Source organism: Brachybacterium netajii (SeqCode), assembly GCF_054114245.1.
In genome coordinates this window covers 113975-129244 of the sequence record NZ_JBSYXB010000007.1, presented here as the reverse complement: position 1 = coordinate 129244, position 15270 = coordinate 113975, and the positions used below count along the sequence as shown (strand labels likewise).

Genomic DNA, 15270 nt, shown 5'->3' with positions numbered 1-15270 from the left:
CCCGGCGTCAGATCCGCATCGGCATGATCAGGTACCGGTACGAGGTGTCGGGGGTGCCCTCGAGGGAGTCCTGACCGCTCATCACGGACGGCTTGATCGAATCGATGAAGTTCAGACGGGCGAAGTCGGTGCCGAGCGCGCCGAGCCCGTCGAGCAGGAAGCCCGAGTTGAAGCCGACGACGAGGTCCTCGCCCTCGAGCTGCGCCTCGAGCACCTCGCTGGCCTGCGCGTCATCGCCGGCACCGGCCTCGAGAGCGACCTGGCCCTGCGTGAAGGACAGGCGCACGGGGGTGTTGCGCTCGGCGACGAGCGACACGCGCTTGACGGCGTCGATGAGGGCACCGGTCGCGACCACGGCGGTGATCGCCGAGGACTCCGGGAACAGCCGGCGCACCGGCGGGTACTCGCCGTCGACCAGCGTGGAGGTGGTGCGGCGACCGCCGGCCTCGAAGCCGACGAGGTTCGCGCTCTCCTGATCCGACAGGGCGATGCTGACGCTGCCGCCGGTGGCGAGGGAGCGGGCGACCTCGTGCAGCGTCCGCGCGCGCACCAGGGCGGTGTGCTCAGCGCCCGGCGTCGCGGGGTTCCAGGTCAGCTCCCGCAGCGCGAGGCGGTAGCGGTCCGTGGACATGAGCGTCATCGTCTCGCCGCTGATCTCGACCTTGACGCCGGTCAGCAGCGGGAGGGTGTCGTCCTTCGAGGCGGCGACGGTGACCTGCGAGATCGCCTCGGCGAAGACGTCGGCCGCGACCGTGCCGGCCGCCGGCGGCATGCCCGGCAGCTGGGGGTACTCCTCGACCGGCAGGGTCGCCAGGGCGAACCGCGCGGAACCGCAGCGGACCTGCAGCTTCGTCCCGTCGAGTGCGATCGAGACGTCCTTGTTCGGGAGCGCGCGGACGATGTCCGAGAGCATGCGCCCCTGCACGAGGACCTCACCGGGCTCGTCGACCTCGGCGTCGAGCGTGATCTGCGCGCTCACCTCGTAGTCGAAGGTCGACAGCTGCAGCTGCCCGGAGCTGTCGGCCACGATCCGCACGCCCTGCAGGATCGGCATGGCCGGTCGTACGGGGAGGGTTCGGGTGGCCCAGGAGACGGCGTCGCCGAGGACGCCGCGATCGAGGTGGAACTTCACCGTTGCCACTCCTTCGCAGTGGTCGCTGACAGGTCGGGTGACAGCGTATCGGTTCCGTGGGCCATCCGCCGACCCGTCGGCCGGACTCCCGCCATCCGCGGGCCGCCGGCGGCGGTTCCTGACCGTCCTCGCGCCGGTCCGAACCGTCCCGAGCGAATCCTGCGCCTGTCCGGGCAGCGCCTCCGCTCGGGACTCCGGGCTCTCCTCCCGACCCCGATCCGGGGTCCGCCCGACGGCCGGTCGTGACCCGCCGCCGTCCACATCCCCGTTGCGAACCTAGAGACAGTCCTCTTCATCACGGCTGTTGATCCTGTGGATGACGCTCATCGGCGCAGGTCGCTGCGCATGGCACGAGAACTTGTCATTCGTGGAGGAACGGTCTGCTCCCGGGGGCGGGCTGTGCACAGCCTCCCTCCGCTCGGGGATTCGTGTCATTCCGCTGTCCACATCGACTCCTGGGCGGATGCCGAGCAGTCCACACTGTCCACAGAGTTATCCACATTGGGGATTCTCGAGGCCCTCTGAGGGGTGTCAGATCCCCGGGAACCGGCCTCGCCTGCCCGTTTCGACCGATTCCGTGTGGAGAGCGGTGAGCCCGTCATCCACAAGCGGGCGTCCGCGAGGGGGTCAGCCGCGCGAGCTCGAGCTCTTGATCTTCGCGGTGAGCTCGGTGACCTGGGTGAAGATCGCGCGCCGCTCCTTCATGAGCTCGGAGATCTTCTTGTTCGCATGCATGACCGTGGTGTGGTCGCGGCCCCCGAACTCCTCGCCGATCCGGATCAGCGGCATGTCGGTGAGCTCGCGGCACAGGTACATGGCGATCTGCCGCGCGGAGACGAGGCGCCGGCTGCGGCCGGAGCCGGTGATCTCCTCGACCGAGAGCCCGAAGTAGGTGGCGGTCTGCGCGATGATCGTCGACGCCGTGATCTGGGCGCCGTCGTCGTGCGAGAGGAGGTCCTTCAGGACGCTCTCGGCGAGGGTGACGTCCATCGGCTGGCGCGAGAGCGAGTGCAGCGCCTGGACGCGGATCAGGGCGCCCTCGAGCTCGCGGATGTTCGTCGCGATGTGCGAGGCGATGTACTCGAGGACGTCATGCGGGACCTCGCCCGTGTTCTCCTGCGCGACCTTCTTGCGGAGGATCGCGATGCGGGTCTCGAGGTCCGGCGGCTGCACGTCCGTCATCAGGCCCATCTCGAACCGCGAGCGCATCCGGTCCTCGAATCCGCCCAGCTCCTTCGGGGGCAGGTCCGAGGTGATGACGATCTGCTTGTCCGTGTTGTAGAGCGTGTTGAAGGTGTGGAAGAACGCCTCCATCGTCTCGGGCGCCCGCTGCAGGAACTGGATGTCGTCGATGAGCAGGATGTCGATGTCGCGGTAGCGGCGCTGGAACTCCTGGGCCTTGCCGAACTGACCGGACTGGACCGAGTTGATGAAGTCGTTGGTGAACTCCTCGGAGTTCACGTAGCGCACCACGACGTCCGGGTACAGGCTCTGCGCGTAGTGGCCGACGGCGTGCAGCAGATGCGTCTTGCCCAGGCCCGAGCCGCCGTAGATGAACAGCGGGTTGTAGGCCTTCGCGGGGGTCTCGGCGACGGCGGAGGCCGCGGCCGAGGCGAACCGGTTCGAGGCGCCGATGACGAAGGTGTCGAAGGTGTACTTCGCGTTCAGCCGCGAGTCCTCGCCGAGGGTCGAGGACCCGTTCGTCAGCCGACCGGCGCGGAACGGCGACGGCATCGGGGAGGGCGCGCTGGAGCCCGTGAACGCCGAGGAGACCGAGAGGCCGCCCGCCGCGGGGGCCTCGTAGGCGGGCGGCTCGTCCGAGAGCCGGGGGCCGCCGGGCAGCGAGGCGCGGCCGCCGAGCGCGTCCGAGGGCTGCACCGAGCCCCCGTCACGGCGGAACGGAGTGCTGTGGATATCCTGCGGGAGGTTGTCCACACCTCTGTCCACATTGTGCACAGAGGGACTGGAGGATGCCGAGGTCACAGCGGACATCAGGGGCGTGTCGTCGTCGTCCCCATCCATCAACAGCGACTCGTCGACGGAGACCGCCAGGCGGATCTCCCGGCCGACGGCCTTGGACAGCGCGGACTTCAGCTCGGTGCCGATACGGTGCTCGAAGAGGTCCTTCGCCGAGGTGTTCGGGGCTGCGACCAGGGCAGTCTCTGCCACGATCGCCATCAGGCGGGAGAGCATGAGCAGCGCGATGACGCGCTGGGAGACGGCGCTCTCGCGGCGCAGGATCTGCAGGGTGCGGTCCCAGATCGCGTCCACGGACTCGTCGTTCATCAGCACTCCAGGGCGGGGTCGGGGACTGTCGAGGTAGTTTTCCACAGTATCCACGCCATTGTGGACCAAAATTGTGGATGAGGAGGGCGGGGCCGACGGCGCGCAGGACCGACGTCTCGTCGCGGACCGCTCGCCGACTCTTCGCCGGCCTCCCGCCCGCCCCTGGCCGGTCCGGGGGCGGGTCGCGGGTACCGCAGGACGGGGAGCGGGCCCCGGGAGCGGCACGTGAGAATCCGGCCACACCTGACCGACGGCGGGCCCCGATCCGTTGACCCGCCCAGGGGGCGCGCCTAAGCTCGTTCAGTCAGCGCTGCGCGCCGGCTTCCTGCGGTTGCCCGGATCACCACGATCCGTCCGTCGGTCCGGCTCGGTCTCTTGGCAGTCGCCCTGCGAAAGCGGGCGCGCCCGACGCGATCGTCCGTGCAGCACGCCCTATACCGCCGCGAGGGCGCACCCGTGCCCGCGAACGAGGAGAACCGATGAGCAAGCGCACGTTCCAGCCGAACAACCGTCGCCGCGCCAAGAAGCACGGCTTCCGCGCCCGTATGCGCACCCGCGCCGGCCGCGCGATCATCAACGCACGCCGCTCCAAGGGCCGCGCCGAGCTCTCGGCCTGAGGCCGAGGGCCGACGACGGGCCCGGGGCGATGTCCTGGTCCCAGCACCGGCTCCGCTCCGGCGACGACTTCCGCGCCGTCACCCGAGGCGGCGTGCGCGCCGCACGATCCCACGTGGTGGTGCATCTAGCCCAGCTCCCGCAGCAGGGCGATGCGCCGCGCGTGGGATTCGTCGTGTCCAAGAAGGTCGGCAACGCCGTCGTCCGGAACCTCGTGGCCCGTCGGCTCCGCGAGATCGTGCGTGCGCACCTGGACCGCTTCCCCGCGGGCTCCTCGACCGTGATCCGGACGTCCCCGGGCATCGACGAGCTCCCCTTCACCGACCTCGAGGACGAGGTGCTGGGGGCGCTGGGCTCGGCGTGCCGGAAGCTCGAGCGGCGAACGGCCCCGCGATGAGCAGCCCCTCGCAGGCGCCGGCTCGTCCCGCCGGAGAGGGCGCCCCGCGCACGATCCTCCGTCGGGTCCTGGGGCTCCCGCGCCTGCTGCTCCTGCTGCTGGTGCGCGCCTACCAGCAGGGGATCTCCCCGTACACGCCGCCGGCCTGCCGCTACGAACCGGTGTGCTCGCAGTACGGCGTCGACGCCCTCAGGGTGCATGGAGCCCTGAAGGGCACGATCCTGACCGCGGGGCGGATCCTGCGGTGCAATCCGCTGACCCGCGGCGGTCCCGATCCGGTGCCCGCGCCGGGCATGTGGAGGAATCCACCCGGACTGCGGCGCCCCGGCCCGTAGGGCCTACCCTTGACCCAGACTCCCGACCACAGCCGTCACATCGTATGAACGTCATGCGCATCCGGACGGCAGGAAGACCAGGCCGATGAACATCCTCTACCCGATCGAATGGCCCGTCGCATGGGTCATGGTGAAGTTCCATGCCCTGCTGTCGCTGTTCATGGACAGCAACTCCGGCTGGACCTGGCTGCTGTCGATCGTCGGCCTCACCGTCGTCGTCCGCACGGTGATCACGCCGCTGTTCATCCGGCAGATCCGCTCCTCCCGCGCCATGCAGGCGGTCTCCCCGCACCTGCAGGCCGTGCAGAAGAAGTACAAGGGCAAGACGGATCAGGAGTCCCGCCAGAAGATGGCGGAGGAGATGCAGGCGATCTACCGGGAGGCCGGGGCCAACCCGCTGTCCTCCTGCCTGCCCGTGCTGCTGCAGATGCCGATCTTCTTCGCGCTCTTCCGCGTGCTGTTCTACAAGCTCCCCGAGGCGGCCGAGGGCGCGCAGTTCGGTCCGCTGACCGTCAAGCTCGCCCAGAGCGCCTACCACGGCAGCCTCGTCAACGGCGTCACCATCGCCGACAGCTTCCTCGACTCCGGTGACGGCGGCGTGGCGACCAAGGTGTTCGCCGGCGTCATCATCGCGCTGATGTGCCTGACGACCTTCGTCACCCAGAAGGAGCTGACGATGCGGAACATGCCGCCGTCGGCCCTCGAGGGCCCGATGGCGAGCACGCAGAAGATGATGCTGTACATGCTCCCGTTCATCTACGTGATCACGGGACCGGGCATGCCGATCGGCGTGCTCATGTACTGGCTCACGACGAGCCTGTGGACCCTCGCGCAGCAGCTCATCGTCGTCCTGACCTACCCGACGCCCGGCTCGCCGGCGGAGACCTCGCGTCACAACCGCATCAACGCCAGGCGCGAGCGCAAGGGCCTCGAGCCGCTGGACTTCACCCCCAAGAAGCCCGTCGTGGTGATCGACGAGGACACCCCGATCCGCGTGCAGCCCAAGAAGAGCGACGGCGGCCGGAAGCTCACCGACCAGGAGCGTCTGGCCCAGGCCCGCGAGGCCCGCGCCAAGGCGCAGGAGGAGCGTCGTCGCCGCATGGCCGCGGAGGCCGCCGAGAAGGGCGAGGACCCGTCGGACGGCAAGGGCTCCCGCAAGAAGCGCAAGTGATCCCTCCCCCGGGGGCGCTGATGCTCCCGGGGACCCTGTTTTCCCCTGTACTCCGGAGGACACCATGAACGACACCACCACCCCCGGCTCCGCGCAGGACGACGCCGTCCCCGCCGCGGTCCCGACTGCCGAGACCGTCGCCGAGCCGACGGCGGCCGAGCCGACGGCTGCCGAGCCGACCGAGCCTGCTGAGCAGGGCGCCCCGTCCGAGCCGACCCCGTCGGCCGGGGCGGCCGGAGAGCCCGAGGGCGAGTCCGACGGCGAGTCCGCGAGCGAGTCGCCGGAGGAGCGCGTCCGCCGCCTCGAGGAGGAGGGCGACATCGCCGCCGACTATCTCGAGGAGCTGCTCGACATCGCCGACCTCGACGGCGACATCGACATCGACGTGGACGGCGATCGCGCGTCCGTCGAGATCCGCGGGGCCGAGAGCCTGGCGACGCTGAACCGCCCCAAGGGCGAGCTGCTGGACGCGCTCCAGGAGCTGACCCGCCTGGCGGTCCAGACCCGCACCGGCAACCGGTCGCGCCTCATGCTCGACATCGGCGGCTTCCGCGCGGAGCACAAGGACTCCCTCGAGCAGCTCGCGGCGGAGGCCGTGGAGAAGGCCCGCACCGAGGGCGCCCCCGTGCCGCTGCGGCCGATGAACCCCTTCGAGCGCAAGGTCGTCCACGACGTCGCCAAGCGCGAGGGCCTGCGTTCCGAGTCCGACGGGGACGGCAAGGGCCGCCACGTCGTCGTCTACCCCGCGTCCTGATCCCCGCGATCCGCTGCGCTTCCTGAGGACCTGGAGGTTCTTCCCGCCGTGCTTCCCCTGCCCGACCATCTGCGAGCTCCGGCCGAGCGCCTCTTCGGCGACCGGCTCGACCTCGCCCGCCGTTTCACCGACATGCTCGCCGACCAGGGGCCCGAGCGCGGGCTCATCGGGCCGCGCGAGGTGGACCGGCTGTGGGAGCGGCACGTGGTCAACTGCGCGCTGATGGCCGACGCGATCCCGGCCGGCACCCGCACGCTGGCCGACGTCGGCTCGGGGGCCGGGCTGCCCGGCGTCGTCCTCGCGATCGCCCGCGGCGATCTCCAGGTGACCCTCATCGAGACCATGCAGCGTCGGACGACCTGGCTGGAGGAGGTCGACGCCGAGCTCGGCCTCGGCCTCGAGGTCGTCCGCGCCCGCGCGGAGGAGCTGCACGGCCGACGCAGCTTCGAGGTGGTCACCGCCCGTGCCGTCGCCGCGCTGGACAAGCTCGCGAAGTGGACCCTCCCGCTGGTCGCCGACGACGGTCTGCTGCTCGCCCTGAAGGGCAGCTCCGCGTCCGACGAGGTCGGGAGCGCGCGCAGGACCCTCACCCGTCTCGGAGGGGTCGACCCGACGATCGTCCAGTACGGCCTGGACGAGGTCGAGGTTCCCACTACAGTGGTCCAAGTGCGTCGTCGCGCACTGGAATCCAGGAAGGGTGATCCGCGTGGCTGACCTTCACGAGGGCTCCTCCCTGAGCTACGGGGACTTGGAGGACACTCCTCTGATGCGCGAACTGCAGCGTGACCACGAGCGGAGGGAAGCCCTCGAGGGACTGAGGTTCGCCGCCCCCGCGTCCACCCGGATCATCACCGTCGCCAACCAGAAGGGCGGGGTCGGCAAGACCTCCACCACCGTCAACATCGCCGCCGCCCTCTCCATGGGAGGCCTGCAGGTCCTCGTCATCGACGGCGATCCGCAGGGCAACGCGTCGACGGCGCTCGGGATCGAGCACCATGCGGCGGTCGCGAGCATGTACGAGGTGCTCGTGGAGTCGACCCCGATCGCGGAGGTCGTCCAGCCGGTTCCCGATATGGAGAACCTCTGGTGCGCGCCCGCGACGATCAACCTCTCCGGCGCCGAGATCGAGCTGGTCTCGCTGGTCGCCCGCGAGAACCGGATGCGCAACGCCATCCACGACTACCTCCAGCACCGCGAGGAGCAGGGGCTGCCGCGGCTGGACTACGTGCTCGTCGACTGCCCGCCCTCGCTGGGCCTGCTGACGGTGAACGCCCTGGTCGCGGCTCGTGAGGTGCTCATCCCGATCCAGGCCGAGTACTACGCGCTCGAGGGCCTCTCGCTGCTGCTGAACAACATCGACCTGATCCGCCAGCACCTGAACCCCGGTCTCGTGGTCTCCTCGATCCTCATCACGATGTTCGACGCCCGCACCCGGCTCGCCGCGCAGGTGTCGGAGGATGTCCGCGAGCACTTCCCGGAGCAGACCCTGCAGGTCTCGATCCCGCGATCGGTGCGCATCTCCGAAGCGCCGAGCTACGGGCAGACGGTGCTCACGTACGATCCGCATTCGAGCGGCGCACTGGCCTATCGGGTCGCGGCCCACGAGCTGACGACGCGTCCGGCACCATGAGGATGATGCCGGTGAGGACCCGGGACGCCCTCGCGGAGGGGGACCGTCGCGCCGACGGCAAGAGGCGATCACCCAGGTGGACATGTGATCCGGAAGGACGACGGAGATGACGCAGAAGCGAGGACTCGGGCGAGGGCTCGGCGCCCTGATCCCCGGTGCGGGGCTGCCCGCGGCCGCGCCGGCGCTGCGCACCCGCACGCAGGCGGGAGCAGTGGACGCCACGGGCCGGGATGCGTCGGCGCGCCCCGTCGACCTCTTCTTCACGGGCGATCGCGTCGAGCGCGACGCCGAGGAGGAGACGCCGCGCGAGCGCGGTCGTTCCCGTGACCTCGCGAGCGACATGGCGCGCGCCGCCGCGGAGCGCCGCGGCCGGTCGGGATCCTCGCGCTCGCGCCGCGGCTCCGCGTCCTCGGCCGGTTCGGCATCGTCCCCGTCCACAGCCGCCTCCGCGACGACGGCGGCGACCCCCGCCTCGCCGTCCTCGCCCGCCGACGTACCGGAGGCGGACGAGACCGACCAGAAGGCGACCGCGAAGGATTCGACCGCGCAGGAGACGACCGCGCAGGAGTCGGCTTCGGCGTCGACGAACGCGTCCGCACGTCCCGCGACCCGATCCTCGGCGAAGACGCCGGCGAAGAAGGCCCCCGCGAGGAAGGCTCCGGCGAAGAAGGCGCCTGCGGAGAAGGCTCCGGCGAAGAAGACCCCGGCGAAGAGGTCGACCGCGACGACGACTGCCGCTCCGAGCACGGCCACGGAGCCCGCGACGATCAAGGGCTCGACCACGACGGGCACTGCCGCAGCGAGCACCGCTGCAGCGAGCACTGCCACGAAGCCTGCGGAGCAGAAGACGGCAGCGAAGTCTGCTGGGCAGAAGGCCGCGGTGGAGAAGCCCGTTGCGGAGAAGCCTGCCGCGAAGAAGGCATCCTCCGCCCGATCGGCCGCCGCGAAGACCTCTGCCGCCGCTTCGGCTGCACCGTCGGATGATTCTGCGGACCGCACGAGCACGGGCGAGGACAGCCCGGTCGTCGACGTCGAGAAGGTTGCTCTGACGCCGGCCTTCGAGCCCTCGACTCCCGAGACGCCGGCCACCGCGACGCTGGCCCCTGAGCCCGCGGTCGCTGAGGCTCCGGCGACCACTCCCGCAGCGTCGGCCGACGACGCCCCGACCGAGCCGACCGAGCCGACCGAGTCGACCGGGCAGACGTCGACTGATGGCGAGGATGCGCCGGCCATCACGAGCGAGAGCGAGCTGCTGCCCGTGCCGGGCGCCGTCTTCGCCGAGATCCCGATCAACGAGATCCGGGAGAACCCCCGCAACCCGCGCACGCTGTTCGACGACGAGGAGCTCGATGAGCTCGCCTTCTCGCTGCGTGAGGTCGGTGTGCTGCAGCCGGTGGTCGTCCGGTCCATCCCGGTCACGGAGAACGGCGAGTCCTTCGAGCTCGTCATGGGTGAGCGCCGGTGGCGGGCCGCCCGACGGGCAGGACTGGCAACAATCCCTGCGATCATCCGCGAGACCAGCGATGACGACCTCCTTAGGGATGCCCTCCTGGAGAACCTCCACCGCTCCCAGCTGAACCCGCTGGAAGAGGCCAACGCGTACCAGCAGCTCCTCGAGGACTTCGGGTGCACGCAGGACGAGCTCGGGGAGCGGATCGGTCGGTCCCGTCCGCAGATCAGCAACACGCTGCGACTGCTCCGCCTGCCGGCGCTGGTCCAGCGGAGGCTCGCGAGCGGGGCGCTCAGCGCCGGTCATGCGCGAGCTCTGCTCTCGCTCGATGACCCGGCTCTCATGGAGGAGCTCGCCCAGCGGATCGTCACCGAAGGTCTCTCGGTGCGTGCGGTCGAGCGTCTCGTGTCCGCCGGAGGAGCACAGCGCACCACCGGCATGCGCACGGCGCGTCGCACCAGCTACGACCCGCACGTGGTCGACCTGACGAGCCGGCTCGCGAACCGGCTCGAGACGCAGGTGCGGATCGATGTCGGCAAGCGCAAGGGACGCATCACCCTGGAGTTCACCACGATCGACGATCTCGAGCGACTGATCTCGACGCTGGGCGTCGACCCCACGGTCGAGGAGGACGGCGAGAGCGCACAGGACGCGACCACCGACTGAGGTCTCCACCGGTCTCCATCGGTGGGCGCGGAAGCACCCGGACGACGCCCTCGGGCCTTCGAGCGATGAATGCTCGCGGGACCGGGGGCGTTGTCATTGCGGTATCCGGTGGCCTGCTGCTCCGTCGTGCCCTCGCTCGCTGCTGCATCCGTGGCTCGGCTCGGCTCGGCGGGGCGGTACGGGCCGGTCCCCGAGCGGGTGGTCTGCAAGAGCGGCGAGCTCCTGGAGGACTGGTTCATGGGTAGACACCTCTCGAACCGATAGTTGAAGATGAAATGAACTGTTGTCATGTGCAGGGGGCGCACGGACATCCATCGGGGAGGGGCCCGTTGCAGCAGTCCAGGGTCCGCACGGCTGGGCGAGCGGACGGGTGAGAGCGGACAGCTGCACCCTGGTGATGGCGAGCGATCGTTGTGCACGGACTGTGCGCACCACGGGAAGAATGAGACGAACGCGCTGGTCATCTCGCTGACGCTGGAGTATCCACCACTGTGCACAACTCTGTGGATTGCGACGACACACCGTTGTCGCGGAGACAACATGGCGACGGCAGCCTAGGGGTGACGGCCGATGAAGGTCCCGGGGATAGGCGTGCTGTGGGTCCGTCGACGTGGCTCTGGCTCGGCCTGGGTGAGAGAAGCTCTTGAGGGGAAGTGCCTCGCCTTTGACGGAGGAGAGGCTACCTGAGCAGGTGGGCGTGCTCTCGGACCGCGCATCGCGAGAGGCGCAAGGGCGAGGAGTTCCTATAGAGCGGCCCGGTGCACGGTGCCCCCGCTGCTCCGAGAGATCCGAGGTAGACATCGAACTGCGGTGTTTCCCGTGGAACCTACCGCCTCGCTTCTATGCTCAGTGGCCGGATCAGCGAGCTGTGGAGTGATCAGTTCGCAGAGGGGCCCTTGGGGAAAGTGCTCGGCAGAGGTCGAGTCTTCATCGCTGCACCTGCGGTGTGCGGTCACAGGAGGAGTTTCACGGGAAACACTGGCGCCGGCCGGGGTACGGAGGCGCCTGGCGACGTCGTCGGGGCGTGTTCGTCGGCTGGTTGCTCTACGCCTCCGAAAGGTTCCTGGATGATCTGCCCAACGATGTCGGTGCTGACGGGAGGAGTCTTGCTCATCCAACATCCCTGAGAGCCACGCAAGGCATCCCACGTAGCACGAAAGTGTCACGGCGGTGGCTGCATTGAACGGTGCAGGGGGCAGTTGGGGTAGCCGATCGTCTGCATCACCCAGGCGTTTCACGTGAAGCACGGGGCTGACGGCGCATCCCCATCCCCTTTGCACCGTGCACCGTGCGCCGCCCACCATCCCGTTCAACGACCACTGGGGCGAGGCGAACAGGAGTGAGCCGGAGTGGAGAGGCGGACGCGGCAGCGGGGATTCGTAGGCATCTCGAGAGTTTCACGGGAAACGAGATCCGTGTGTGCAGCCAAGACCCAAGAGCGGACCGCCGCATCAAGCAGGAGTCGGCATCTCGCTGCGTGGCTAGCGGATCACCTCTGAGCAGCATGGCGACCCTGTCATCCCATGGCGGGCTGCGGTGGGCAAGACACGTCTCAGGGACAGTGCTCGCATCCACGAACCGTGTGCCAGGAGCAGACCCCGCTCGCGGTCCATGGTCCGACATGACTAGATCAGCACAGACAACTCGTTGCCTGACTTGCTCATGAGTCGATAGGCCGATGCCTCCCCAGGTCGGTGGTGTGCTGTTCTCGCTCTGTCGGTCAGTGCCCGAGGGGAAGCGGTCATAGAGATCGACGAGTAGATGGATGCCAGGCGGATCCCGTCTGGACTCAAGGGACGGCAGCCGCATTGGGGGCCATGGTGGCAAGCGACCCCTGGAAGCGCGGGGCGACTGGCGGCCTGATGACGGAGGATCCGAAGTTTCACGGGAAACGGAGGGACGATGCGGAATGAGCAACAGTCAGAAGGGGCTCCACGCATCGTCTGGAACCGCACCGCGCCGCGCCGCTGTACTGACGCGCTCTGTGCTCTGTGCTCTGTGCTCTGTGCTCGGCGCGCTGCAGCCATAGAGCGGGCGGACTCAGTTGACGGGAGTCGAGCTTCCATCCGCCGACATGGAATGTGAGTGGGAGGTCCTCCAACGGCCACGGGCAAGCCCTCGCCTGCTAACGCGCGCGGCATGGCACGTGTGGGGGCCATCTGGTCGGGCGTGATCGTGACTGCGATGGCCATGTTTCACGGGAAACGCAGCTATAGCGGCTACCACTTCCGTCTACCGGTGTTGCTTGCGCCATTGGGCGCGATTGCTCGTAGAACAGGTCCTCGGCGAGGTGGCCCAAGGAGGTGGGTGTCGGGCTCGATCTCGGGAGCTCAACCCGGTCTGGACATCTCGGCCGGGCCCTCGTCGATCTCTTAGATGAGAGCTGGTTTCACGTGGAACGACGCGGCCGCGCGGCTTCGCGAGGAACACAGGCCACTGGATCCGCGGAGAAGGAATGAGACATCCAGGACGAACAGGACCCGTGCTGTAGGCCTGCACCGCTCCCCGCGACATGTCGATGCCTGGTACGCGGCATCCGTCCAGTCCCTCCCACGTGCGCGAGCTTGGAACTGCTCTGACACTCTTGCCCGCCACAACGTTCGTGACCCCATCTTGCTCCCCGAACTGTCATGATCTGGGAGAGATGGCAGTCGACGTTTCACGGGAAACACTGGTCCCGCTGGTTGTGGCGACAGCATGCCTCTGGAGGGTGGACCAGCCAGCTGTAGGCCGCCGGCTGCGGGGATGGCCACCTCTTCGTGTACGCCCCTTGCGTCGACGAGGGGTCGGAGTTCGCCACCCGTTCCGTCTCCCGGAGTTGCTTGATGCGTAGACGGGGATGTGGAGATGCTCCAGACATCTACCGCCGTAGAAGTAGGAAGGTGAGGCGCAGAAGCCCCTCGATGCTCAGCGCTGGATTGCCCGCTACCCGCGCTCGAGCGACGCCATGGTCGTTCGCGAGGTAGAAGTTGGATCCGTCCGGCTCGCTGGAATCACGTCAACGTGCCCGCCCAGTCCCATGCAACATCGTGCGCGGCCTACGACTCAACGTTTCCCGTGAAACGCTCCCCTCGACAAAGAGCAGCTGGCTCCTCACGAAGGCCAGCCGAAGCCGTCTCTCTGTGGTGCTGACGAAGGGAACGGCATGAACACTGAGGCGGCGATTCTGCCAGGCGAGATGCTGGGGCGACCGCAGCCCGCTGAGGGATGCAGCTGGGCTTGTCATCGAGGGAAAGGCTTTGCGCGAACTGGGCAGCCCCGCGGAGGGAGAGCCGCTGGCCTACTCTCTGAGTGGCTGGCAAGTTCCTTGATTGTCTCCGGGTGCTCTTGTCCGACTCTTCCCCGAGGAGGCTTCGATCGCGGTACTGCCGAGGATCGAAGCCACGGAGTGACCTAGGCCACTTCGGTGTACGAGGTTTAGCGGGTCCTCGGCCTGGGTGGCGTTTCACGTGAATCGTGAGGATCGCGGCAAGTGCGCCGTCGAGGGTGCCTGCCACTCGCGGCCGGCCCAGGCGTGGGAGAGCTCTTCACCAGTGATGTCGGTGGTGCGGGGAGGAAGTCCACATGACGAGTTCGATTGACCAGAGGCGACGATCTCACGCCACGCAGGAGAAGCTGGGCCTGCTGGCGACCCGCGGTCGGGGTGCTGAGGCGGTCCCTCACGAGACGTCGTAACGCCAGCACTTCACGTGAAACCTCGCAAGTCGACATCCTGACTTGCCACGCCCCCCGAGACCAGGGTGTTGTTTCATGTGAAGCCGAGCTTATGGGGCTGCCGTCTGGTCAGAGCCAGCCAACGTTCCGCGCATGCACCCCTCCTCCTCCTCCTCCTCCGCCTCTCGGGCGATCGCGCCTGCCTGCGGGGAAGCGCAGCTGCACGTTGCGGGGCATAGCGTCTCGCCGCCGGTCTCTTCCTGTGCGCTCCGGGAAATGATGGACGCGCGACTACTCGAGCATCTGGAGGGGCGGGCGGTTCACGTGGAACGGTGCCGCGACGAGGTTTTGCACAGTGTGTGCAACTCTGTGGACAACAGTCGCGGACGAGATCACGGACAGATCTCAAATCCTCAGCGGTCTGCACAGTGCTGTTCGCGAGTTCTCAGCCGTCAGCCCCGTTTCAGCAGGTCAGAAGCCATTTTGGCGTGTCGCGCCATCTGAATCTCTCGTCGGGTTGTCCACATTCAGATGTGGACAACCATGTGGATGGAGGCCTGGAGCACTGTGTACACAGATGTGGATAAGCATGTGGATGACGGCGTCCGCGCACGTCATACGGCTCCTGCGTCAGGAAGTTGACAGCACTCGTCAGGCGAGTCGTTCACTCCGCTCCAACGCCTGATCGACGAGGTTCGCGACCTCGTGCTTCGGGAGAGCTCCAGTGCGTCGGGAGATGACGCGCCACGTGCCGGGGAGGACGACGCGCGAGCTGACCTCACCGGCATCGACCTCGGGGGAACGCGCGGGGGCGGTCGTCCTCGGCGGCGTCGATCCTCCGCTCAGAGGACTCGCGCCGCTCGGGATGGTGAAGTCCTGGACCACTCCGCCTCTCCCCTCCTGAGACTCTTCCGCCCCGCGGCTGATGGACGGGAGCTCGTCCTGCTCGGTGTCCGGGGCCGGTGTGCTCGTCTCGTCCTCAGCATTGCTCTCGCCGCTGTCCGAATCGGCGAGGCGACGGAGGATCAGCCATGTCGGCAGCACGTCGACGTCCAGAAGGTCGAGGACGGCATCATCAGGATCCTCGAGAGCGAGCGTCGTGATGGTGTCCCCCCATCGTCGGCCGAGCTCCCGGAGGACTGTCGGCGCCGGGCGCGACGGCGCCGCCCATGGAGCCCAC

At 68.5% G+C, this 15270-nt stretch carries 10 protein-coding genes; 8 read left to right on the top strand and 2 right to left on the bottom strand.

All coding sequences use genetic code 11. The features are described from left to right. Positions 1-7: 7 nt before the first annotated feature. Both dnaN and dnaA read right to left on the bottom strand, forming a co-directional pair. The gene (dnaN, locus tag ACXET9_RS12980) at positions 8-1132 is read right to left on the bottom strand and encodes a DNA polymerase III subunit beta (protein WP_457887053.1); all 1125 of its coding nucleotides are present in this window, start codon (positions 1130-1132) and stop codon (positions 8-10) included. A 627-nt stretch (positions 1133-1759) separates the two neighbouring features. After that, complete coding sequence (gene dnaA / locus ACXET9_RS12975; RefSeq protein WP_457887052.1) at positions 1760-3418, bottom strand: chromosomal replication initiator protein DnaA; 1659 nt, start codon at positions 3416-3418, stop codon at positions 1760-1762. A 479-nt stretch (positions 3419-3897) separates the two neighbouring features. Here dnaA and rpmH point away from each other — a divergent pair, with 479 nt between their 5' ends. From rpmH to ACXET9_RS12935, 8 genes are all read left to right on the top strand, one after another. After that, positions 3898-4035, top strand: a complete 138-nt coding sequence (rpmH, locus tag ACXET9_RS12970; protein ID WP_376981537.1) for a 50S ribosomal protein L34 — start codon at positions 3898-3900, stop codon at positions 4033-4035. 29 nt (positions 4036-4064) lie between these two features. Next, the gene (gene rnpA, locus ACXET9_RS12965) at positions 4065-4430 is read left to right on the top strand and encodes a ribonuclease P protein component (protein WP_457887051.1); all 366 of its coding nucleotides are present in this window, start codon (positions 4065-4067) and stop codon (positions 4428-4430) included. Then, the gene (gene yidD / locus ACXET9_RS12960) at positions 4427-4765 is read left to right on the top strand and encodes a membrane protein insertion efficiency factor YidD (RefSeq protein WP_457887050.1); all 339 of its coding nucleotides are present in this window, start codon (positions 4427-4429) and stop codon (positions 4763-4765) included. Before rnpA ends, yidD begins: the two co-directional genes overlap by 4 nt. A gap of 85 nt (positions 4766-4850) precedes the next feature. Further along, on the top strand, positions 4851-5936 hold the full coding sequence (gene yidC / locus ACXET9_RS12955; RefSeq protein WP_457887049.1) for a membrane protein insertase YidC: 1086 nt from the start codon (positions 4851-4853) through the stop codon (positions 5934-5936). 64 nt (positions 5937-6000) lie between these two features. Continuing rightward, complete coding sequence (locus ACXET9_RS12950; protein ID WP_457887048.1) at positions 6001-6690, top strand: R3H domain-containing nucleic acid-binding protein; 690 nt, start codon at positions 6001-6003, stop codon at positions 6688-6690. A gap of 48 nt (positions 6691-6738) precedes the next feature. Then, positions 6739-7404 carry a 16S rRNA (guanine(527)-N(7))-methyltransferase RsmG gene (gene rsmG / locus ACXET9_RS12945; protein ID WP_457887047.1) on the top strand — a complete coding sequence of 222 codons (666 nt, stop codon included), beginning with the start codon at positions 6739-6741 and terminating at the stop codon, positions 7402-7404. 52 nt (positions 7405-7456) lie between these two features. Beyond that, positions 7457-8320, top strand: coding sequence for a ParA family protein (locus ACXET9_RS12940; RefSeq protein WP_457887046.1), 864 nt, complete (start codon positions 7457-7459; stop codon positions 8318-8320). Between the two features lie 106 nt (positions 8321-8426). Continuing rightward, the gene (locus ACXET9_RS12935; RefSeq protein WP_457887044.1) at positions 8427-10436 is read left to right on the top strand and encodes a ParB/RepB/Spo0J family partition protein; all 2010 of its coding nucleotides are present in this window, start codon (positions 8427-8429) and stop codon (positions 10434-10436) included. Positions 10437-15270 lie beyond the last annotated feature (4834 nt).

Bases quoted from the DNA above. Each gene is read 5' to 3' on its own strand.
- dnaA (WP_457887052.1), bottom strand. From the start codon at position 3,418: ATGAACGACGAGTCCGTGGACGCGATCTGGGACCGCACCCTGCAGATC.
- ACXET9_RS12935 (WP_457887044.1), top strand. From the start codon at position 8,427: ATGACGCAGAAGCGAGGACTCGGGCGAGGGCTCGGCGCCCTGATCCCC.
- yidD (WP_457887050.1), top strand. From the start codon at position 4,427: ATGAGCAGCCCCTCGCAGGCGCCGGCTCGTCCCGCCGGAGAGGGCGCC.
- rpmH (WP_376981537.1), top strand. From the start codon at position 3,898: ATGAGCAAGCGCACGTTCCAGCCGAACAACCGTCGCCGCGCCAAGAAG.
- rnpA (WP_457887051.1), top strand. From the start codon at position 4,065: ATGTCCTGGTCCCAGCACCGGCTCCGCTCCGGCGACGACTTCCGCGCC.
- yidC (WP_457887049.1), top strand. From the start codon at position 4,851: ATGAACATCCTCTACCCGATCGAATGGCCCGTCGCATGGGTCATGGTG.
- ACXET9_RS12940 (WP_457887046.1), top strand. From the start codon at position 7,457: ATGCGCGAACTGCAGCGTGACCACGAGCGGAGGGAAGCCCTCGAGGGA.
- ACXET9_RS12950 (WP_457887048.1), top strand. From the start codon at position 6,001: ATGAACGACACCACCACCCCCGGCTCCGCGCAGGACGACGCCGTCCCC.